The organism is Pseudomonas bharatica (assembly GCF_048586865.1).
In the GTDB taxonomy this organism is placed as follows: Bacteria; Pseudomonadota; Gammaproteobacteria; order Pseudomonadales; family Pseudomonadaceae; genus Aquipseudomonas; species Aquipseudomonas bharatica.
The window spans coordinates 1-20,800 of the sequence record NZ_JBMAWR010000026.1; the positions used below are offsets into that span (position 1 = coordinate 1).

Consider the following 20,800-nt stretch of genomic DNA (forward strand, 5'->3'; position numbering starts at 1 on the left):
TGTCCCTGCAAATCAAAGAGTTATGTTTTGTTCTATGAGAGCTGGCTTGCCAGCGATGAGGCCGGTAGCAGCCACAAGTGGCCGTAGCGGCCTCAATCTCCCAACCCCATCGCCCGCCGATACTGCTTCGGTGTAAACCCGGTCAACTGCTTGAACTGCCGGGTGAACGCGCTGTGGTCGGTGTACCCGCACTGCAAGGCCACCTCGGTGATCGGCAGCCCCGTCGACAACAAGCGGTGCGCATGTTCCAGGCGTACCTTGTGGATCATCTGCCGCGGCGTGAGGTGGAACACCCGCTTGCAGTAGCGCTCCAGTTGCGCCACGGAAATCCCGGCGATCCGGGTCAGTTCGCTCAAGGTCACCGGGCGATGGAAATGGCTGCGGATGTATTCGTCCACCGCCCCCAGGCGCTCGTAGGCCGGGTGCGCGGAACTGGCCGATTGCAGGTCTACCGATACGCCGGCCAGACCGATGATCTGCCCCTCGCGGTTGAACAGCGGCCGCTTGTGGGTCAGGCACCAGCCCGGCTCGCGCGAGCCATACAGGTGCAGTTCCAGCTGATCTTCCAGTACCCGCCCTTCCTGCAGGACGCGCCGATCCTGATCGGTATAACCAGGCCCGAATTGCGCCGGAAAGACTTCGGCACTGGTCTTGCCCAGCAACGGTTTCAAACTTTTCAGGCCACAACGCTGAACCAGCGCGGCATTGGCCAGCAAATAACGCGCCTGTACATCCTTGATGAATATCGTCGCATTGGGAATGGCGTCGAACAGCGGCAGCAGGCAGGCCAGCCCGGATAACAACTCCTCGATAGTAGCGGGTCGATAGTGATCGTTGCCCTGGAACAGGATGGCAAATGCATTGGGGTTCACGTGAGGGTGTCTCCGGTTCCTGACCGACTGGTAAAAATCCGCTCGTACTTCAAGCCGGACGCCAGCTTGCCGCAGCCGGGCATGGCTGTCGAGCAGCGCGCCAAACCTGACGGGGCGCGGCCTGCAACGCTTCAGAAATTTCCCAAGAACTTTGTCGAAATTTCCTGACTATGCCGATTTCGTCATTTCCACTGGAGAAAAACATCAAGCGCCAAGGGCCTCGATGAGTTCACTGTATGGGCATTGCCCGGGTCGTCGAAGTGCACCGGCGGCGTATCGGCAATAGCACTGTCAGCGGCGGGAGATATACCGGCCAATTGCAGTGGAAGTATCGGAGAACAACGCTCCAGAACTCGCGAACCTGTTTTAACAGTGACATCCACCCTGCCTATCCAATAACCCACAAGAAGGCACCGCCATGTCAGGCAAGTTCAAGAAACAACTGTCATTGATAGACCTCACCTTTATCGGGCTGGGCGCGATATTCGGCTCCGGCTGGCTGTTCGCAGCAAGCCATGTGTCTGCCATCGCCGGCCCCGCCGGGATCTTTTCCTGGCTGCTCGGCGGCTTCGCCGTGCTGCTGCTGGGCATCGTCTACTGCGAGCTGGGCGCGGCATTGCCTCGGGCCGGTGGCGTGGTGCGTTATCCGGTGTATTCCCACGGTCCGCTGCTTGGCTACCTGATGGGCTTCATCACCCTGATCGCCTTTTCCAGCCTGGTCGCCATCGAAGTGGTCGCCGCCCGCCAGTACGCCGCCGCCTGGTTCCCGGAGCTGACCAAGAGCGGTTCCAGCGACCCGACCCTGCTCGGCTGGCTGGTGCAGTTCGGCCTGCTGTGCCTGTTCTTCGTGCTGAACTACAACAGCGTGAAGACCTTCGCCAAGTCCAACAACCTGGTGAGCATCTTCAAGTTCATCGTGCCGCTGCTGGTGATCGGCGTGCTGTTCACCTTCTTCAAACCCGACAACTTCAGCGCCCACGGTTTCGCCCCGTTCGGCCTGTCGGGCGTGGAAATGGCGGTGTCCGCCGGCGGCATCATCTTCGCCTACCTGGGCCTGACCCCGATCATCTCGGTGGCCTCGGAAGTGAAGAACCCGCAACGCACCATCCCCATCGCCCTGATCCTTTCAGTGCTGCTGTCCACGGCCATCTACGCCCTGTTGCAGATCGCCTTTCTCGGCGGCGTGCCGAGCGACATGCTGGCCAACGGCTGGGCGGGCGTGACCCGGGAGCTGGCCCTGCCCTATCGCGATATCGCCATCGCCCTTGGTGTCGGCTGGCTGGCCTGGCTGGTGGTGGCCGATGCGGTGATCTCCCCCAGCGGCTGCGGCAACATCTACATGAACGCCACCCCGCGGGTGGTCTATGGCTGGGCCCGGACCGGCACCTTCTTCAGCATCTTCACCCGCATCGACGAGAAGTCCGGCATCCCGCGCCCGGCGCTTTGGCTGACCTTCGGCCTGTCGGTGTTCTGGACCCTGCCGTTCCCGTCCTGGGAGGCGCTGATCAACGTGGTGTCCGCCGCGCTGATCCTCAGCTACGCCGTGGCCCCGGTGACCGTCGCCGCCCTGCGTCGCAACGCCCCCGAGCTGGTGCGCCCGTTCAAGGTCAGGCACATGGCGCTGCTCGGTCCGCTGTCGTTCATCATCGCCGCGCTGATCGTCTACTGGTCCGGCTGGAAGACCGTGTCCTGGCTGCTCAGCCTGCAGATCCTGATGTTCGTCATCTACCTGCTGTGCGGTCGCTTCGTACCGACCATGCACCTGAGCATCGCCCAGCAGGTGCGTTCCTCGGCCTGGCTGATCGGCTTCTACGCCGCGACCATCCTGCTGTCCTGGCTGGGCAGCTTCGGCGGCATCGGGGCCATCGGCCATCCGTTCGACACCCTGGCCGTCGCCCTCAGCGCCCTGGGCATCTACTACTGGGGCGCGGCGACCGGCGTTCCGGCGCACCTGGTGCAGGTGGATGCCGAAGACCACGAAAGCGAAGCCGAGAACGAGCGCCCACATGCACCACTCGTGGTCAGCCCACGGGTGTCCTGAACCGAACCATCCAATGAAGGGGACAGCTTCATGAAACGCATCCACGTGATCGACTCCCATACCGGCGGCGAACCGACGCGCCTGGTACTGGAAGGCTTCCCGGAGATCGCCGGGGCGACCATGGCGCAAAAGCGCGACACCCTGCGTGAACAGCACGACCAATGGCGCCGCGCATGCCTGCTGGAACCGCGCGGCAACGATGTGCTGGTCGGTGCGCTGCATTGCGCGCCGGTCTCGGCGGATGCCACCTGCGGCGTGATCTTCTTCAACAACGCCGGCTACCTGGGCATGTGCGGCCACGGCACCATCGGCCTGGTCAACTCGCTGCAGCACCTTGGCCTGATCCAGCCCGGCGAGCACCGGATCGATACGCCGGTCGGCACCGTCAACGCCACCCTGCACGAGGATGGCCGGGTCACCGTGGGCAATGTGCCGTCGTACCGCTATCGCCGGCAGGTCGAGGTGTCGGTGCCGGGCCATGGCAACTTCCTTGGCGATATCGCCTGGGGTGGCAACTGGTTCTTCCTGGTCTACGAACATGGCCAGGACCTGCGCCTGGACAACGTGGAGCACCTCACCGACCTCACCTGGAAGATGCTCCGGGCCCTGGAAGCGCAAGGCATCACCGGCGAAGGCGGCGCGCCGATCGACCATATCGAACTGTTCGCCGACGACGCCACGGCCGACAGCCGCAACTTCGTCATGTGCCCGGGCAAGGCCTACGACCGCTCGCCCTGTGGCACCGGCACCAGCGCCAAGCTGGCCTGCATGGCCGCCGACGGCGCGCTGGAGCCCGGGCAGACCTGGGTCCAGGCGAGCATCACCGGCAGCCGCTTCGAAGCCCGCTACGAGCGGGACGGCGAGAGGATTCGCCCGTTCATCACCGGGCAGGCCTTCATGACCGCCGACAGCACCTTGCTGATCGATGACGCGGATGCGTTTGCCTGGGGCATTTGAAACTCCAGTCTCCGAACTTGCGCGGACCTGTGGGAGCGGGTTCATCGGACCGCCGAACCGCCACGATTGCGATGGTGAATCCACCACCGCAATCGCGGGTGAACCCGCTCCCACAGGGTCCGCGTCACCCTGACAAAACCAAAGGACCACCACCATGACCAGCAACATCTTCACCGGCACCATCCCGGCCCTGATGACCCCGTGCACCGCAGAGCGCAAACCCGACTTCGATGCCCTGGTGCGCAAGGGCAAGGAACTGATCGATATCGGCATGAGCGCCGTGGTGTATTGCGGCTCGATGGGCGACTGGCCGCTGCTGACCGAGGCCGAGCGCCAGGAAGGCGTGGCCCGCCTGGTCGCGGCCGGGGTGCCGACCATCGTCGGCACCGGCGCGGTCAACACCCGCGAAGCGGTTTCCCATGCCGCCCACGCCGCCAGGGTCGGTGCCCATGGCCTGATGGTCATCCCCCGCGTGCTGTCCCGCGGTGCCTCGCCGGTGGCCCAGGAAGCCCACTTTGCGGCCATCCTCGAAGCCGCACCGAACCTGCCGGCAGTGATCTACAACAGCCCCTATTACGGCTTCGCCACGCGCGCCGAGCTGTTCTTCAAGCTGCGCCGCAAATATCCCGGCCTGATCGGTTTCAAGGAATTCGGCGGCGCCGCCGACATGCGCTACGCCGCCGAGCACATCACCTCCCAGGATGACCAGGTGGTGCTGATGGCCGGCGTCGATACCCAGGTGGTGCACGGCTTCGTCAACTGCGGGGCCACCGGGGCGATCACCGGGATCGGCAACGCCCTGCCCCGCGAAGTCCTGCTGCTGGTCGAGCTGAGCAAGCGTGCCGCCCGCGGCGATGCCGTCGCCCGCAGCCGGGCGCTGGAGCTGTCCGAAGCCCTGCACGTGCTGTCCACCTTCGACGAAGGCTGCGACCTGGTGCTGTATTACAAGTACCTGATGGTGCTCAACGGCGACCTGGAATACACCCTGCACTTCAACGCTACCGACGTGCTCAGCGACGCCCAGCGCAACTACGCGCACAGCCAGTACAGCCTGTTCCGCCAGTGGTACGCCAACTGGTCGAGCACGCACAACCTGGCCTGACCCACCGCTGTCCGGCCGGCGGCCTGCCGCCGGCCCCGAATTCCTTTTCCAGGAGGCGCCATGACCCTGACAGGCAAGATGCTCATCGGCCAACAGGCCGTTACCGGTAGCCGCGAAGCGATCCGCGCGATCGATCCGGCCACCAACCTGCTGCTGGATCCGCTGTATCCGGGCGGCACCCTCGCCCAGGTGGAACAGGCCTGCGCCCTGGCCTGGGCAGCCTTCGACCGTTTCCGCGAAACCTCGCTGGAGGCCCGCGCGACCTTTCTCGAAACCATCGCCGCGCAGATCGAAGCACTCGGCGATGCGCTGATCGACCGCGCCGTGGCCGAAAGCGGTCTGCCCCGCGCCCGTTTGCAGGGCGAACGCGGTCGTACCTGCGGCCAGTTGCGCAGCCTCGCCCGTACCGTGCGTGCCGGCGAATGGCTCGATGTGCGCGTCGACAGTGCCCAACCCCAACGCCAGCCACTGCCCCGCGCCGATCTGCGCCAGCGCCAGGTTCCGCTGGGCCCGGTGGCGGTGTTCGGCGCGAGCAATTTCCCCCTGGCCTTCTCGGTCGCCGGTGGCGATACCGCCTCGGCCCTGGCGGCCGGCTGCCCGGTGGTGGTCAAGGCCCACGGCGCCCACCCGGGCACCAGCGAACTGGTCGGCCAGGCCGTGGCCCGTGCGGTGCAGGTGTGCAACCTGCCGGAAGGGGTGTTTTCCCTGCTCTACGGCTCCGGCCGTGAAGTGGGCATCGCCCTGGTGTGCGACGAGCGAATCAAGGCCGTGGGCTTCACCGGCTCGCGCAGCGGTGGCATCGCCCTGTGCCAGGCCGCCCAGGCCCGGCGCGAACCGATCCCGGTGTATGCCGAGATGAGTTCGATCAACCCGGTGTTCCTCTTCCCGGCAGCGCTTCAGGCCCACGCGGAAACCCTCGCGCAAGGCTTCGTCGCGTCGCTGACCCAGGGTGCCGGGCAGTTCTGCACCAACCCCGGACTGGTCATTGCCCGCCAGGGGCCAGACCTCGACCGCTTCATCGCCAGCGCAGCGCAGCACATCTGGCAGAGCCCGGCACAAACCATGCTCACTCCCGGGATATACAGCGCCTATCGCAGTGGCATCGAGGCCCTGGACGCCAATCCGCATGCCGATATCGCTGCCACCGGCACGCCTGCCGAAGGGCCCAACCAGTGCCAGGCCCATTTGTTCGTCAGCACTGCCCGGGATTTCCTGGGCGACCCGAGCCTGCAGGCGGAAGTCTTCGGTTCGGCGTCGCTGGTGGTCACCTGCGAAGATGAACGGGAGATCCGTGAGGTCGCTGAACACCTGGAAGGCCAATTGACCGCCACCCTGCACCTGGACGACGCCGACCTCGACCAGGCCCGCGCCCTGCTGCCGGTGCTGGAGCGCAAGGCCGGGCGCCTGCTGGTCAATGGCTGGCCGACCGGGGTGGAAGTCTGTGACGCCATGGTCCATGGCGGCCCCTTCCCGGCCACCTCGGACCCGCGCGCGACCTCGGTGGGCACAGCGGCGATCCGGCGCTTCCTGCGCCCGGTGTGCTACCAGGACTTCCCCGACAGCCTGCTGCCGGTGGCCCTGCAACACGGCAACCCGCTGCATCTGCGGCGGCTGCTCGATGGCCAGCGAGAAGCCTGAAACATGGTCACGACCTGTGCTTCGCGCGAGTTCGATATCGCTGTGATCGGCGCCGGCATCGTCGGCGTCGCCTGTGCCCTGCAACTGGCGCGACAAGGCCTGCGGGTGGTGCTGATCGACCGCCAGGCGCCCGGCATGGGCGCCTCGTTCGGCAATGCCGGGCACCTGGCGACCGAGCAGGTGTTTCCCATCGCCGACCTGTCGATCCTCAAGCGCTTGCCGAACATGCTGATGGACCCGATGGGGCCGTTGCGCCTGGACTGGAAGTACCTGCCCAGCGCCATACCGTGGTTCGTCCGCCTGCTGCTGAACCTGCGTCCGGCGCCGTATCGCCGCAGCATCGCAGGCATCCGAGCCCTGAACGAAGCCAGCCTGGAGGCGTGGCGGCGCCTGCTCGGTTCACTGGGCCGGGCTGAAATGCTGCGGGAGGATGGGTCGCTGCTGGTCTTCGAAAAACCGCAATCCGCTGCGGCCCTCGACGCTCTGCAAGCACGCATGCTGGGGCAGAACGTCCCGGTGCAGCGCTGGCAGGCAGATGCCATTCGCCAGGCGGCACCGCAGTTGAGCGAGCACCTGCGCGGTGGGCTGTTCTTCCCCGCCACCGGGCATTTTCTTGATCCTCATGCCACAGTGATGGCGCTGTACGACGCTGCCGTGGCGGCAGGCGTTCGCTTTATTCGACGGGATGTGCAGGGTGCCCGGTTGAAGGCGGACAGCATCGGCCTCGCCACCGACCAGGGCGAGCTGGACGTCGCGCGGGTGCTGGTCAGTTGCGGCGCGCACTCGGCGCGGCTCATCCAGGCCCTGACCGGCAAGCGCGTGCCACTGGATACCGAGCGCGGCTATCACCTGATGCTGCCCCATGAGCACCGGCGCCTGCCGTTCGCGGTGACCTCGCTGGAGCGCAAGTTCATCATGACCCCGATGTCCGCAGGCCTGCGCCTGGCCGGCACGGTGGAATTCGCCGGGCTGGAGCGCCCGGCGAACATGGACCGGGCCTGGCAGTTGCAGAGATTGAGCCGGGGCTTGTTCAAGAAAGAACTGGACGCCCGCGACGCCACGCCGTGGATGGGTTTCAGGCCCTCGCTGCCGGACTCGCTGCCGGTGATCGACCGGGTTTGTGACGGACGGGTGCTGCTGGCGTTCGGGCATCAGCACCTGGGACTGACCCAGGCGGCGGTGACGGCGCAGATGATCGGCGGGTTGATGGGGTCCGGAGTGGAGGGATTGCCGGACCTCGAGCCCTATCGACTCGATCGTTTCTGAGGCCCTGAAGGACACAACAGTCGATCAGACCTGAACACTCAAGGTCGAAGCCGCCACCGCCACCGTCATCAACGCCTTGCTGATCTGCAGATTGAGCAGCGCGTAGTTAAGCATTTCCAGGTGGTGCTCCATGGGTGGAGCCGGTAGGAGGGATACGTCGGCGAGGGCCTTTTCGAGGTGGTTCAGCGCATGCTGCATGGCTTCCTCGCGGGTCAGGCCGGGTGTGGTGCAAAGCGCATAAGGTGGATCAGGAACGATTTTTTTCATGGTTTCGAGCTCTGAGAGGTGAGGATCGAGAAACCACGATTCGCTGCTAAACGAAGGGTGGCGACTGTACACGGGTTAGCAGACCGAGCTCAGAACTCATACCTCGGCGCACCCGAAGGTGCCCACGCGTACAGCCGCCATAAAAGCTGGCTGCGGATGAATTCTGAGGCGGACTGCTAAATCCGGTCATTGCGCTAACAACGACCGACGCAGACTAGGCACCCTTTCCACCCCACGCAACCAAAAAGCGGGCCGGGGAGTATGCTTGGGAAATTGCCTACAAGAAAGTCGGAAATCGATGAACTTTTCAGCGCGTAGGCAACACTTTTTCATCGGTTCCTGTCAGAAAAAACCACGAAACATCCCCTGCAACTGCCGATTCCCCGAGTCCACCAGATGGTTGTCATCGAAGTACAACGCCCTGCCCTCCAGCGACCCCATGCACGCTCCATCCGGGCATAGCCACGGCGCCGGATCCAGCACCTGCACCTGGCAACGGGCGGCCGCGTAGTCGATGGCTTCGTTGGCCCGGCGGTTACGCTCGCGATAGGCCTCCAGCGGCACCGAGATATCCGATGTGCTGCCCAGGATACGCGCCTGCAGATTCAGCCCTTTGTAGACGCTGAACGGCATTTCCGGAATCGGCCGCACGATGTACACCGGGCGTTGTTCGGCCAGGGCGCAGACGGTGCGGGCGTACTCGGCATCGAATTGCCGGGCGAAGGTGGCGGAGTCCTGGTGGCGCTGGCCGTCGAAGTAGACGCGGAAGCGGTTTTCCCGGCGGATGTCCGAGTACAGCGCCGCACGGCTGAGCAGCACCACCGGTACTCCGGGGTATTCATGCTTGAGCAGTTCGAAGCGGCGCTGGTTGAACGCGCGGCATTTGCTTTCCAGCTCGCGGTCCTGCATCTGGAAGTCCATCAGCGTCGGGCAGCCACCACGGGACCAGGACAGCGCGGCCTCGCGGTTGACGATCTGCACCGCAGCGGCAGTCGATTCGGCATGGCTGTCGCCGAACAGGATCACCCGCACTTCGCCTTCGCCCAGCCGGCAGTCCACCACGTCGCGGTCCGCCGCATCCGGGTAGCACTCACGGGTGTACAACGTGCTGGCGTAGACCGGCCGCTGGTGCTCTTCGAAGGCGAAACGCAGCGCCGGGTATTTCTTCACCAGCGAGCCCCCGGCCGAAGCCACCACCACCAGCACCAACGCCATACCGCAGTGCTTGAGCAAGGCCCGCGAAGGCCGACGGACTTTCCCCACGCTGGATTCGACCCAGCGATACGACAGGTAGCCGAGGGCCAGGGTGAGCAGCAGCGCGACGAGCACGTGGGGCGTGCTGTGGAGCAACCCGCAGACATACAGGAAGACCACCAGCGGCCAGTGCCAGAGGTACACCGAGTAGGAAATACGCCCGACCCACTGCAGCGGCACCACCCGGCTGAACAGCGAGTTGCTGTTGGCCTGGATCACCATTGCCGCCCCCAGCGCAGGCAGCAGGGCCAGGTGCCCCGGCCAGGGGTCGCTGCCGGAAAACGCCAGCACCGCGATCAGGATCATCGCCAGGCCGGCGCCTTCGAGCAGGCCGCGCCCCAACCGCGAGAGGCCCAGCGGAAAGAGGAACACCAGCCCGCCAAGGATCATTTCCCAGGCCCGGGTCGGCAGCAGGTAGAAGGCCGCCACCGGATGGCTCTCGGTCAGCAGCACCGAAGCGGCCAGCGAAACGCCGCCCAGCAGCGCCAGCGTCCAGGCCATTGCGCGTTCCCCCAGCCAGCGGAACAGCAGCGGCAACAACAGCGGGTAGAACAGGTAGAACTGCATTTCCACCGACAGCGACCAGGTGTGCAGCAGCCAGTTCTCGTGCAGCGGTGCCGAGAAGTAATCGCCATCCTCGGCGAAATGCAGGTTGGAGGTGAACAGCAGGCTGTTCTTTGCCGTGCGCAACAGCTCGCGGTAATCGTCCAGCGGCAGGTAGACGAAGCCGAACAGCATCAGCGCCAGGCACAACACCGCCAGTGCCGGGATGATCCGCCGTGCCCGCGACGCATAGAAACCGAGCAGGGAGAAGTCGCCACGGCGCAGGCCATCGACGATGATGCCGGTCATCAGGAAGCCGGAAATCACGAAGAACACATCGACGCCAACAAAGCCGCCATCGAAGCCTGGAATACGGAAATGGAAAAGCACCACGGCGATCACGGCGAGCGCGCGCAGGGCGTTGATGTTGTTGCGAAAAAGCATCGGGAATATCCGTGTTCTTTGTTTTTATCGGCCCGTCAGTGGACCGTCATGGGTGAAGCCAGCCCCCACCATAGCCGGTTGGGCAGTTGCTTGCAGGATTCGTTCTGCACTTCTGCCCATCGAAAAAAAAGATATAGACTGGCAACCACTCATAAAAACCAATAAAGCCCACCGCCATGATGACCCTGCGCCAGATCCGCCACTTCATCGCCGTCGCGGAAACCGGTTCGATCTCCGCCGCCGCCCAGGCGGTGTTCATTTCTCAGTCCACCCTGACCCTGGCCATCCAGCAACTGGAGCAGGAGATCGGCGTCAGCCTGTTCAACCGCCACGCCAAGGGCATGACCCTGACCCACCAGGGCCATCAATTCCTGCGCCAGGCGCACCTGATCCTCGCTACCGTGGATAACGCCAAGCGCAGCCTGCAACAGAGCACCGACCAGGTCGCCGGCCAGCTCACCATCGGCGTGACCAGCCTGGTTGCCGGTTATTACCTGGCCGACCTGCTGACCCGTTTCCAGCGCGCCTACCCCAATGTGGAAATCCGCGTGACCGAGGACGAACGGCCCTATATCGAGCACTTGCTGGTGGCCGGCGAGATCGATGTGGGGGTGCTGATCCTGTCCAACCTCGAGGACCGCCTGGCGCTGCAGACCGAGGTGCTGACCCACTCGCCCCACCGCTTGTGGCTGCCGGCCCAGCATCCGTTGCTGGAGCGCGACAGCATCAGCCTTGCCGATGTCGCCAACGAGCCGCTGATCCAGCTCAATGTCGATGAAATGGAACAGAACGCCCGGCGCATGTGGTCCGGCGCGGGGCTGCAGGCGCAGATCAGCCTGCGCACGGCCTCCACCGAGGCAGTGCGTAGCCTGGTGGCGGCGGGGCTCGGGGTGTCGATCCAGCCGGACATGACCTACCGGCCTTGGTCGCTGGAAGGCGACATCATCGAGGCCCGGCCGCTGGCCGACCTGAGCCAGACCCTGGATATCGGCCTGGCCTGGCGCCGTGGCACGGCCCGGCCGGCGCTGGTCGATCCCTTCCTGACCGTGGCCCGCGAACCCGGCTCGGGGCGCAAGCTTTCGATTTAATCGAACGGCCCCTTCAATATTTAGCATTTGTCGACCTGCGCGCTCCGCTCTAGGCTCTGTAAGAAATATCGCCCACTGGTACTGGGCGACAGTTCGTAAAAACAGAACAACAGAGAACTTCCACGATGTCCGGCGCGCACCCGACCTTCTCCACCGCATTGCTGATCGACGGCGAACTGGTTGCCGGCGAGGGGTTGGCCGAGCCGATCTTCAACCCGGCCACGGGCGAAGTCCTGACCCATATCGCCGAAGCCAGCAACGAGCAGGTGGAAACCGCGATCCAGGCCGCGCATCGTGCCTTCGCCGGCTGGTCGCGGACTACGCCGCAACAGCGCTCGAATATCCTTCTGAACATCGCCGATGCCTTGCAGCGCCAGGCAGACGAACTGGCTCGCCTGGAAGCCCTGAACTGCGGCAAGCCGCTGCACCTGGCGCGCCAGGACGATCTGCCGGCGGCCATCGACGTATTCCGCTTCTTCGCCGGCGCGGTGCGCTGCCAGACCGGGCAACTGGCCGGTGAGTACGTACCCGGCTACACCAGCATGGTCCGTCGCGATCCGCTGGGCGTGGTGGCCTCCATCGCGCCGTGGAACTACCCGATCATGATGGCGGCGTGGAAGATCGCCCCGGCGCTGGCGGCCGGCAACACCCTGGTGTTCAAGCCCTCCGAACATACCCCGTTGTCGATCCTGGCCCTGGCCCCTGCCCTTGCCGAGCTGTTGCCGGCGGGCGTGCTGAATATCGTCTGCGGCGGCGGCGAAAGCGTCGGCAGCCATCTGGTCAGCCACACCCGGGTGCGCATGGTCTCGCTGACCGGCGATATCGTCACCGGGCAGAAAATCCTTCAGGCCGCCTCCAGGACCGTCAAGCGCACCCACCTGGAACTCGGCGGCAAGGCCCCGGTGATCGTCTGCAACGATGCCGACCTCAAGGCCGTGGTCGAGGGCGTGCGCACCTGGGGCTACTACAACGCCGGCCAGGACTGCACCGCCGCCTGCCGCATCTACGCCCAGGCCGGTATCCACGACAAGCTGGTAGCCGAGCTCGGCTGGGCGGTCAGCAGCCTGCGCTTCGCCAGCAAGCGCGATGCCGACAACGAGATCGGCCCGCTGATCAGCACCCGCCAGCGCGACCGCGTGGCCAGCTTCGTCGAGCGCGCCCTGAGCCAGCCGCACATCGAACGGGTCACCGGCGCCGCCGTGCATTCGGGGGCCGGCTACTATTACCAGCCTACCCTCCTGGCCGGTTGCCAGCAGCGCGACGAGATCGTCCAGCGCGAGGTGTTCGGCCCGGTGGTCACGGTGACCCGCTTCGACGAGCTGTCCCAGGCCGTGGACTGGGCCAACGACTCCGAATACGGCCTGGCGTCCTCGGTGTGGACCCGCGACCTGGACAAGGCCATGCAGATCGCAGCGCGCCTGCAATACGGCTGCACCTGGATCAACAGCCATTTCATGCTGGTCAGCGAGATGCCCCACGGCGGCCTCAAGCGCTCCGGCTACGGCAAGGACCTGTCCAGCGACTCGCTGCAGGACTACAGCGTGGTCCGCCACATCATGGCGCGCCACGGCGAGCACCTGGCCTGAACCCGATTCGCATCACCTAATAAAACGCTGGATCGCTGCACCGTTTGCCAATCTGCCCCGACAACTATTTGAACAAGAGGGAACACCATGTTCGCGCACAAGACCGCCCTGCTCAGTGCCCTGGGCACCGCCCTGCTGGCCAGCGCCAGCCTGCACGCCGCCGAACCGCTGAAGGCCGTGGGTGCCGGCGAAGGCCAGCTGGATATCGTCGCCTGGCCCGGCTACATCGAACGCGGCGACAGCGACAAGGCCTACGACTGGGTCACCGGCTTCGAGAAGGAAACCGGCTGCAAGGTCTCGGTGAAGACCGCCGCCACGTCCGATGAAATGGTCAGCCTGATGGCCAAGGGCGGCTACGACCTGGTTACCGCCTCGGGCGACGCCTCGCTGCGCCTGATCGTCGGCAAGCGGGTGCAGCCGATCAATACGGCGCTGATCCCCAACTGGAAGAATATCGACCCGCGCCTGCAGGACGGCCCGTGGTACGTGGTCAACAAGCAGGTCTACGGCACCCCGTACCAGTGGGGCCCGAACGTGCTGATGTACAACACCAACGTGTTCCCCAAGGCGCCGGACAGCTGGGGCGTGGTGTTCGAGCCGCAGAACCTGCCGGATGGCAAGCCGAACAAGGGCCGGGTGCAGGCGTATGACGGCCCGATCTACATCGCCGACGCGGCGCTGTACTTGAAGACCGCCAAGCCGGAGCTGGGGATCAACAACCCCTACGAGCTGACCGAAGCACAGTACAAGGCCGTGCTCGACCTGCTGCGCCAGCAACAGCCGCTGGTCCACCGCTACTGGCATGACGCGACGGTGCAGATGAGCGACGTGAAGAACGAAGGCGTGGCCGCGTCCAGCTCCTGGGGCTACATGGTCAACGGCCTGAAGGCCGACAACCAGCCGGTGGCGTCGGTGATTCCGAAGGAAGGCGCAACCGGCTGGGCCGACACCACCATGCTGCATGTCGAGGCCAAGCACCCGAACTGTGCCTACAAGTGGATGGACTGGTCGCTGCAGCCGAAGGTCCAGGGCGATGTGGCGGCGTGGTTCGGTTCGTTGCCGGCGGTGCCGGCGGCCTGCACCGGCAGCGAGCTGCTTGGAGCAGAAGGCTGCAAGACCAACGGCTTCGACCAGTTCGACAAGATCGCCTTCTGGAAAACCCCGCAGGCCGAGGGCGGCAAGTTCGTCCCGTATAGCCGCTGGACCCAGGACTACATCGCGATCATGGGTGGGCGGTAAGCCTTAGCCCTCGGCAGAGCGCCACCTAACCCTGTGGGAGCGGGTTTACCCGCGATTGCAGTAGTGGATTCATCATCGCAATCGCGGGTGAACCCGCTCCCACAGGGTCCGCGATCAGCCCTTCGCCTGCAAAAACACGTACCACCGTCGTCAGTCGTCCAGGCCTGGGCCGCTGCACACACCCACGCCTATCCGGAGCACCGCACCATGACCCTTGCAGTCCAGTTCACCCAGGTTTCCCGCTTGTTCGGCGAGGTCAAGGCCGTCGACCGGGTATCCATCGATATCCAGGACGGCGAGTTCTTTTCCATGCTCGGGCCGTCCGGCTCGGGCAAGACCACCTGCCTGCGCCTGATCGCCGGCTTCGAACAACCCAGCGCCGGCTCGATCCGCATCCATGGCGCCGAGGCCGCCGGCCTGCCGCCCTACCAGCGTGACGTCAACACGGTGTTCCAGGATTACGCCCTGTTCCCCCATATGAGCGTGCTGGACAACGTTGCCTACGGCCTCAAGGTCAAGGGTGTCGGCAAGCAGGAGCGCCATGCTCGCGCCGAAGAAGCGCTGTCGATGGTCGCCCTTGGCGGCTACGGCAGCCGCAAGCCGGTGCAACTGTCCGGCGGCCAGCGCCAGCGCGTGGCCCTGGCCCGCGCCCTGGTCAACCGTCCACGGGTGCTGCTGCTCGACGAGCCCCTCGGCGCCCTCGACCTGAAGCTGCGCGAGCAGATGCAGACCGAACTGAAAAAGCTCCAGCGCCAGCTCGGCATTACCTTCATCTTCGTCACCCACGACCAGACCGAAGCGCTGTCGATGTCCGACCGGGTCGCCGTGTTCAACCGCGGTCGCATCGAGCAGGTGGACACCCCGCGCAACCTCTACATGAAACCGGCCACCACCTTCGTCGCCGAGTTCGTCGGCACGTCCAACGTGCTGCGCGGCGATCTTGCCGGCCAGTTGAGTGGCAGCGCGCAGCCTTTCTCGATCCGCCCGGAGCATATCCGCCTGGGCGATTCGGCCGTGAGCGGCCAGGTCCAGGTCAGCGGCGTGCTCCACGATATCCAGTACCAGGGCAGCGCCACCCGCTACGAACTGAAACTGGACAATGGCCAGTTGCTCAATGTCAGCCAGGCCAACACCCAATGGCAGGCCGACGCCGGCCAGTTGCAGCCGGGCCAGCGCCTGGCCGCGCACTGGGCCCGCGAGGCGATGACGCCGCTGCAGGAAACCGTGCTGGGCGAGGGCCGCTGAGATGAGCCTGGCCCTGGAAAAACCGGCACCCCGCGTGTCTTCGGGATCGCCCATGCGGCGCTTCTCCAACCTGCTGTACCGCAAGCCCAACCTGTACCTGGCGCTGCTGCTCATACCGCCGCTGATCTGGTTCGGCGCGATCTACCTCGGCTCGCTGCTGGGCCTGCTGTGGCAAGGGTTCTACACCTTCGACGACTTCACCATGGCGGTGACGCCGGACCTGACCCTGGCCAACTTCGCCGCGCTGTTCAACCCGGCGAACTTCGACATCATCGTGCGCACCTTGACCATGGCCATCGCCGTGTCCATCGCCAGCGCCGCCCTGGCCTTCCCCATCGCCTACTACATGGCGCGCTACACCACGGGCAAGACCAAGGCGTTCTTCTATATCGCGGTGATGATGCCGATGTGGGCCAGCTACATCGTCAAGGCCTACGCCTGGACCCTGCTGCTGGCCAAGGGCGGCGTGGCCCAGTGGTTCGTGCAGGTGCTGCACCTGGAACCGCTGCTGCAATTCCTTCTCGACATCCCCGGGGTCGGCGGCAGCACGCTGTCGACCTCGCACCTGGGGCGCTTCCTGGTCTTCGTGTACATCTGGCTGCCGTTCATGATCCTGCCGATCCAGGCGTCGCTAGAACGCCTGCCGCCCTCGCTGCTGCACGCCTCGGCAGACCTCGGCGCGACGCCACGGCAGACCTTCATGCAGGTGATCCTGCCGCTGTCGGTGCCGGGTATCGCCGCCGGCTCGATCTTCACCTTCTCCCTGACCCTGGGCGACTTCATCGTGCCGCAACTGGTGGGCCCGCCCGGCTACTTCATCGGCGGCATGGTCTACGCCCAGCAGGGTGCGATCGGCAACATGCCGATGGCCGCGGCCTTCACCCTGGTGCCGATCGTGCTGATCGCCATCTACCTGTCCATCGTCAAACGCCTGGGGGCCTTCGATGCACTCTGAAAAAGCTTCGCTGGGCCTGCGTATCGCGGCCTGGGGCGGGCTGGTGTTCCTGCACTTCCCGATCCTGATCATCTTCCTCTATGCCTTCAACACCGAGGACGCGGCGTTCAGCTTCCCGCCCCAGGGCTTTACCCTGAAGTGGTTCAGCGTGGCCTTCTCGCGGCCGGACGTGCTGGAGTCGATCAAGCTGTCGCTGCAGGTTGCCTGCCTGGCCACCCTGATCGCCCTGGTGCTCGGTACGCTGGCCTCGGCGGCGCTGTACCGGCGCAGCTTCTTCGGCAAGGAAGGCATTTCGCTGATGCTGATCCTGCCGATCGCCCTGCCCGGCATCATCACCGGTATCGCCCTGCTCTCGGCGTTCAAGAGCCTGGGCATCGAGCCGGGGATCTTCACCATCGTGGTCGGCCACGCGACCTTCTGCGTGGTGATCGTCTACAACAACGTGATCGCTCGCCTGCGCCGTACCTCGCAGAGCCTGATCGAGGCCTCCATGGACCTCGGCGCGGACGGCTGGCAGACCTTCCGCTACATCATCCTGCCGAACCTCGGCTCGGCGCTGCTGGCCGGCGGCATGCTGGCCTTCGCCCTGTCGTTCGACGAGATCATCGTTACCACCTTCACCGCCGGGCACGAACGCACCCTGCCGATCTGGCTGCTAAACCAGCTCAGCCGGCCGCGCGACGTGCCCGTCACCAACGTGGTCGCCATGCTGGTGATGATGGTGACCATGCTGCCGATCCTTGGCGCCTACTACCTGACCCGCGGCGGCGAAAGCGTTGCCGGCAGCGGCAAATAACCCCGACTTGCCTGACGAGGACTGACTCATGCACACCCAACTGCTGATCAACGGCCAACTGCTCGATGGCGAAGGCCCGAGCCATGACGTACTGAACCCGTCGCTGGGGACTACCCTGGTGAGCATCAAGGAAGCCAGCGCGGCCCAGGTCGATGCCGCCGTGCGCGCCGCCGACCATGCCTTCGATGCCTGGTCGCAGACCGCGCCGAAGGACCGCTCCGGCCTGCTGCTCAAATTGGCCGATGCCATCGAGGCCCACGCCGAAGAGCTGGCCAGGCTGGAGTCGGACAACTGCGGCAAGCCCTACAGCGCCGCGCTGAACGACGAGATCCCGGCCATTGCCGATGTGTTCCGCTTCTTCGCTGGCGCCAGCCGCTGCCTCAATGGTTCGGCGGCCGGCGAGTACCTGCCGGGGCATACCTCGATGATCCGTCGTGACCCGGTGGGCGTGATCGCCTCCATCGCACCGTGGAACTACCCGCTGATGATGGTGGCCTGGAAGATCGCCCCGGCCCTGGCCGCCGGCAATACCGTGGTGCTCAAGCCGTCCGAACAGACCCCATTGACCGCCCTGCGCCTGGCGCAACTGGCCAACGGGATCTTCCCGGCCGGCGTGCTCAATATCGTCTTCGGCAAGGGCCCGAGCGTCGGCGCGCCGCTGGTCAGCCATCCGAAGGTGCGCATGGTGTCGCTGACCGGTTCCATCGCCACCGGCTCGAACATCATTTCCAGCACCGCCGACACTGTGAAGCGCATGCACATGGAACTGGGCGGCAAGGCCCCGGTGATCATCTTCGACGACGCCGATATCGATGCGGCGGTGGACGGCATCCGCACCTTCGGCTTCTACAACGCCGGCCAGGACTGCACCGCAGCCTGCCGCATCTATGCGCAAAGCGGCATCTACGAGAAATTCGTCGAGAAGCTCGGTGCGGCGGTCTCGACCATCAAGTACGGCCTGCAGAACGACCCGGAGACCGAACTGGGCCCGCTGATCACCGCCCAGCACCGCGACCGCGTGGCCGGCTTCGTCGAGCGCGCCATCGCCCAGCCGCATATCCGCCTGGTCACCGGCGGCAAGGCGGTACCGGGTGACGGTTTCTTCTTCGAGCCGACCGTGCTGGCCGACGCCCAGCAGGATGATGAAATCGTGCGCCGCGAGGTATTCGGGCCCGTCGTCTCCGTCACCCGCTTCGACGACGAAGCCCAGGTGCTGGCGTGGGCCAACGACTCCGACTATGGCCTGGCCTCCTCGCTGTGGACCGCCGATGTCGGCCGCGCCCACCGCGTTTCGGCTCGCCTGCAATATGGCTGCACCTGGGTCAACACGCACTTCATGTTGGTCAGCGAAATGCCCCACGGCGGCCAGAAGCTTTCCGGCTATGGCAAGGACATGTCCATGTACGGCCTGGAAGACTACACCTGCATCCGCCATGTGATGTTCAAGCACTAAGGGATTTTCATGCAGATCACACGACGCGATTTCCTCAACGGCGTCGCCATCGGAATTGCAGCGGGAATGACCCCGCTGCAGATTCTCCAGGCCGCTCCGGACGGGCGCTACTATCCGCCCTCCCTGACCGGCCTGCGCGGCAGCCACCCGGGCGCCTTCGAGGTGGCGCACCAGATGGGCTGGGAGAAAAAGACCTTCGACACCGACGCCCTGCCGATCGCCGAGCAGTACGACCTGGTGGTGGTCGGGGGTGGCATCAGTGGCCTGTCGGCAGCCTGGTTCTATCGCCGGAAACATCCGCAGGCGCGGATCCTGGTGATCGAAAACCACGACGACTTCGGCGGCCACGCCAAGCGCAACGAGTTCAGCGCCGACGGGCGGATGATCATCGGCTATGGCGGCAGCGAGGCGTTCCAGTCGCCGAACCATCTGTACAGCCAGGAAGTGAACGGGCTGCTCAAGGCACTGGGGGTAGAGATCAAGCGCTTCGAAACGGCGTTCGAGCGCAACTTCTACCCGGACCTGAACCTGTCCCGCGCAGTGTTCTTCGACAAGGAGACCTTTGGCGAGGACAAGCTGGTGACCGGCGACCCAACGCCCATGGTGGCCGACGATATCGCCCCGGACCGGCTGAATGCCCGTTCGATCCGCGACTTCATCAACGACTTCCCGTTGCCGCAGGCGGATCGCGCGGCGCTGATCGACCTGCACGAAGCGCCCCGGGATTACCTCGCCGGCAAGAGTCTCGAACAGAAAACCAAACACCTGGAAAGCACCAGCTACCGCGACTTCCTGCTCAAGGACGTGGGGCTGTCGCCAGTCGCCGTGGCCTACTTCCAGGGGCGCACCAACGACTTCATGGCCCTGGGCATCGATGCGGTGGCGGCCTATGACGCCTACAACTTCGGTTTCCCCGGCTTCGCCGCGATGAACCTGGAGCCGATCAGCGAGGAAGCCCGGGCGGAGATGGAAGAGCCGTACATCTATCACTTCCCCGATGGCAACGCCTCGCTGGCGCGCCTGCTGGTACGCGACCTGATTCCCCAGGTGGCGCCGGGCAAGGGCATGGAGGATATCGTCCTGGCGAAGTTCGACTACAGCCAGCTGGACCAGGCTGCGCACCCGGTGCGCATCCGCCTGAACAGCACGGCGGTCAGCGTGCGCAATGTGGATGGCGGGGTGAACATCGGCTACAGCCGTGGCGGGCAACTGGCCCAGGTGCGGGCCAGGCACTGCGTGATGGCCTGCTACAACATGATGATCCCCTACCTGCTGCGCGACCTGCCGGCGGAACAGGCCCATGCCCTGAGCCAGAACGTCAAGTTCCCGCTGGTGTACACCAAGGTGGTGGTGCGCAACTGGCAGGCGTTCCACACGCTCGGCGTGCACGAAATCTATGCGGCGACCCAGCCCTACAGCCGGATCAAGCTGGATTACCCGGTGAGCATGGGCGGCTACGAGCACCCGCGGGATCCGGCGAAGGCGATCGGCTTGCACATGGTGTATGTGCCGACCACGCCGAACGTCGGCATGAGCGCCCGCGACCAGGCGCGCACCGGGCGGGCGAAACTTTATGCGCAAAGCTTCGACCAGCTCGAGGCACAACTCAGGGATCAATTGCAGCGGATGCTGGGCCCGGGTGGCTTCGATCACCGCAAGGACATCCTGGCGATCACGGTCAACCGCTGGTCCCACGGCTACGCGTGCTTCACCAATACGCTGTTCGATGATGCCGGGCAGACCGAGAAGTGGATGGAAACGGCGCGCAAGCCGCTGGGCAACGTGACCATCGCCAACTCGGATGCGGCGTGGAGTGCGTATGCGCATGCGGCGATAGACGAGGCGTGGCGGGCGGTAGGCGAGTTCAGCTGACGATTTGCATTGCTGCTGATGGCCAAATCGCCGGGAAAGCTGAGCCTGCGACTGGAACCTACTCTACACGGCAGCGTCGCCGCCAAAGCAGAACTGGAGAACAAGAGCATCAGTGGGTGAGTGACGTGCTGAATCACGCGGCCCATGCTTAAAAGGGGCAGACCACAAGGCCTGCCCCTCAC

At 65.0% G+C, this 20,800-nt stretch carries 16 protein-coding genes and 1 pseudogene; 14 read left to right on the top strand and 3 right to left on the bottom strand.

Annotated elements, in window-relative coordinates:
* Nucleotides 1–92: 92 nt before the first annotated feature.
* Nucleotides 93–872 carry an AraC family transcriptional regulator gene (locus ACKLLE_RS22835; protein ID WP_064301731.1) on the bottom strand — a complete coding sequence of 260 codons (780 nt, stop codon included), beginning with the start codon at nucleotides 870–872 and terminating at the stop codon, nucleotides 93–95.
* Between the two features lie 418 nt (nucleotides 873–1,290).
* Between ACKLLE_RS22835 and ACKLLE_RS22840 the strand changes: the two genes are divergently transcribed.
* From ACKLLE_RS22840 to ACKLLE_RS22860, 5 genes are all read left to right on the top strand, one after another.
* Nucleotides 1,291–2,913: an APC family permease gene (locus ACKLLE_RS22840; protein ID WP_420059135.1), complete on the top strand. Its 1,623-nt coding sequence runs from the start codon at nucleotides 1,291–1,293 to the stop codon at nucleotides 2,911–2,913.
* Between the two features lie 30 nt (nucleotides 2,914–2,943).
* Nucleotides 2,944–3,870, top strand: a complete 927-nt coding sequence (locus ACKLLE_RS22845; protein ID WP_420059136.1) for a 4-hydroxyproline epimerase — start codon at nucleotides 2,944–2,946, stop codon at nucleotides 3,868–3,870.
* A 154-nt stretch (nucleotides 3,871–4,024) separates the two neighbouring features.
* The gene (locus ACKLLE_RS22850; protein ID WP_420059137.1) at nucleotides 4,025–4,972 is read left to right on the top strand and encodes a dihydrodipicolinate synthase family protein; all 948 of its coding nucleotides are present in this window, start codon (nucleotides 4,025–4,027) and stop codon (nucleotides 4,970–4,972) included.
* A 60-nt stretch (nucleotides 4,973–5,032) separates the two neighbouring features.
* The gene (locus tag ACKLLE_RS22855; RefSeq protein ID WP_420059138.1) at nucleotides 5,033–6,610 is read left to right on the top strand and encodes an aldehyde dehydrogenase (NADP(+)); all 1,578 of its coding nucleotides are present in this window, start codon (nucleotides 5,033–5,035) and stop codon (nucleotides 6,608–6,610) included.
* Between the two features lie 3 nt (nucleotides 6,611–6,613).
* A complete protein-coding gene (locus ACKLLE_RS22860) occupies nucleotides 6,614–7,876 on the top strand; it encodes an NAD(P)/FAD-dependent oxidoreductase (RefSeq protein WP_420059139.1) in 1,263 nt (420 codons plus the stop codon).
* A 24-nt stretch (nucleotides 7,877–7,900) separates the two neighbouring features.
* Here ACKLLE_RS22860 and ACKLLE_RS22865 read toward each other — a convergent pair whose 3' ends face one another.
* A complete protein-coding gene (locus ACKLLE_RS22865; RefSeq protein WP_420059140.1) occupies nucleotides 7,901–8,143 on the bottom strand; it encodes a hypothetical protein in 243 nt (80 codons plus the stop codon).
* Between the two features lie 342 nt (nucleotides 8,144–8,485).
* A complete protein-coding gene (locus tag ACKLLE_RS22870; RefSeq protein WP_420059141.1) occupies nucleotides 8,486–10,384 on the bottom strand; it encodes an acyltransferase family protein in 1,899 nt (632 codons plus the stop codon).
* A gap of 176 nt (nucleotides 10,385–10,560) precedes the next feature.
* On the opposite strand from ACKLLE_RS22870, the gene ACKLLE_RS22875 reads away from it, so the two are divergent.
* From ACKLLE_RS22875 to ACKLLE_RS22915, 9 genes and pseudogenes are all read left to right on the top strand, one after another.
* Complete coding sequence (locus ACKLLE_RS22875) at nucleotides 10,561–11,472, top strand: LysR family transcriptional regulator (protein ID WP_009403633.1); 912 nt, start codon at nucleotides 10,561–10,563, stop codon at nucleotides 11,470–11,472.
* 125 nt (nucleotides 11,473–11,597) lie between these two features.
* Nucleotides 11,598–13,058, top strand: coding sequence for a gamma-aminobutyraldehyde dehydrogenase (locus ACKLLE_RS22880; RefSeq protein ID WP_420059142.1), 1,461 nt, complete (start codon nucleotides 11,598–11,600; stop codon nucleotides 13,056–13,058).
* Between the two features lie 87 nt (nucleotides 13,059–13,145).
* Entirely contained in the window at nucleotides 13,146–14,297 is a 1,152-nt protein-coding gene (ydcS, locus tag ACKLLE_RS22885) for a putative ABC transporter substrate-binding protein YdcS (RefSeq protein ID WP_064301721.1), read from the top strand.
* 207 nt (nucleotides 14,298–14,504) lie between these two features.
* Complete coding sequence (locus ACKLLE_RS22890; RefSeq protein WP_420059143.1) at nucleotides 14,505–15,542, top strand: ABC transporter ATP-binding protein; 1,038 nt, start codon at nucleotides 14,505–14,507, stop codon at nucleotides 15,540–15,542.
* Between the two features lies 1 nt (nucleotide 15,543).
* Nucleotides 15,544–16,497, top strand: coding sequence for an ABC transporter permease (locus ACKLLE_RS22895; RefSeq protein WP_420059144.1), 954 nt, complete (start codon nucleotides 15,544–15,546; stop codon nucleotides 16,495–16,497).
* A complete protein-coding gene (locus ACKLLE_RS22900) occupies nucleotides 16,487–17,293 on the top strand; it encodes an ABC transporter permease (RefSeq protein ID WP_009403624.1) in 807 nt (268 codons plus the stop codon). The genes ACKLLE_RS22895 and ACKLLE_RS22900 overlap by 11 nt, the downstream gene beginning before the upstream one ends.
* A gap of 28 nt (nucleotides 17,294–17,321) precedes the next feature.
* The gene (locus ACKLLE_RS22905; protein WP_064301719.1) at nucleotides 17,322–18,746 is read left to right on the top strand and encodes a gamma-aminobutyraldehyde dehydrogenase; all 1,425 of its coding nucleotides are present in this window, start codon (nucleotides 17,322–17,324) and stop codon (nucleotides 18,744–18,746) included.
* 9 nt (nucleotides 18,747–18,755) lie between these two features.
* Nucleotides 18,756–20,618 carry an FAD-dependent oxidoreductase gene (locus ACKLLE_RS22910; protein WP_420059145.1) on the top strand — a complete coding sequence of 621 codons (1,863 nt, stop codon included), beginning with the start codon at nucleotides 18,756–18,758 and terminating at the stop codon, nucleotides 20,616–20,618.
* 33 nt (nucleotides 20,619–20,651) lie between these two features.
* Nucleotides 20,652–20,770 (top strand): annotated as a pseudogene (locus ACKLLE_RS22915) (toxin-antitoxin system HicB family antitoxin); the annotation flags it as partial.
* Nucleotides 20,771–20,800 lie beyond the last annotated feature (30 nt).